This window comes from Burkholderia sp. Ac-20349 (assembly GCF_017104865.1).
Taxonomy (GTDB): domain Bacteria; phylum Pseudomonadota; class Gammaproteobacteria; order Burkholderiales; family Burkholderiaceae; genus Burkholderia; species Burkholderia aenigmatica.
This window is the reverse complement of sequence record NZ_JAAGPM010000346.1, coordinates 1-1,235: the sequence shown is the minus strand read 5'-3', so window position 1 is coordinate 1,235 and position 1,235 is coordinate 1. Positions and strand designations below refer to the sequence as shown.

Sequence of the window (1,235 nt, the reverse complement as noted above, 5' to 3'; positions counted from 1 at the left end):
GGGCGAGCCGGCAGCGCGCAGACCTATCGCGCCGAAGCGCAATTCGAACTGTTGCCGACGAACGAGCCATTTCGACTGGAGCGCAGCGTCCGCAAGCCCATTATGGGCGGACCTGAGAAAGCAATCGTCGTCGGCCCCGCCGGGCAGGAAATCTGGACGGACCAATACGGTCGGGTAAAAGTACAGTTCCAATGGGACCGGCAAGGCCAGCACGACGAGAATTCGGGCATCTGGCTGCGTGTGCTGTCGCCTTGGCAAGGCATAGACATGGGCGCGACGTTCATCCCGCGCATCGGTCATGAGGTGGCGGTGTCGCATTACTACGGCGACCCGGATTTGCCGGTGATTATCGGGAGCGCCGTCAACGCGTTCCGCCAGCCTGCACTGGACCAACCGCACAACCACGCGGTGTCGGTCATTCGTGGCCGGGAGCTCCATGGCACGGCATCCGGCCATCTGGCGATCGACGATACGCGGGAACAAATCCAGACGCAGCTTGCCAGCGACGCGGGCATGTCGATGCTGAGCCTCGGCAACCTTCGGCGAATTACGCACAAGAAGGGGCGCGCCGATGCACGTGGCAAAGGCTTCGATCTTCGCACCGACGATTGGGGTGTCGTTCGGGCGTTGAAGGGTTTGTTCGTGTCGACGGACGGTCAACCGGGCGGCCCGGGCCATTCGAAGGACGCCAAGGAGGCCATAGGCCGACTCACGCGGGCGCGCGAACTACAGGAAAGCCTCACTGGCCTGGCGCAACGGCATCAGGCGCAACGGCCCGACGCGGATCAGAGCGATGTGGCCAAGTCGATCAAGGCGCGCAACGATGCGATTCGCGGCAATACGCCTGCCGGCCCGGACGATTTCCCGGAATTGACAGAGGCGGACATCGTCCTGGCCGGCCCAGCCGGATTCAGTCTGGCGGCTGAGCGTAGCGCTCATATTGCGAGCGGCGAGGATGTTGCCGTAACAAGCGGCCGGCACGTCGGGCTTGCCGTGGGGCGGTCGCTGTTCGCGAGCGTGTCGACCGCGTTCTCGTTGTTCGTGCACAAGGCCGGCATGGCGCTCGTCGCCGCATCTGGGAAAGTGCGGATCGAAGCGCAGACCGACGGTGTCGACCTCACCGCAAAGAAGACCATCAACATCACGAGTACGGCCGACAGCATCCACCTGCACGCGGCAGACGAAATCGTGCTGCACGCAGGAAGTACGGAGGTTCGCATCAGCGATCAAGGTTA

The 1,235-nt window shown here is 63.5% G+C and carries 1 protein-coding gene; it reads left to right on the top strand.

Going from position 1 to position 1,235, the window contains the following annotated elements:
- Positions 1 to 1,235 (top strand): type VI secretion system Vgr family protein (gene vgrG, locus G3N61_RS39135; RefSeq protein WP_205825128.1); only part of this gene is annotated, 1,235 nt, incomplete at both ends.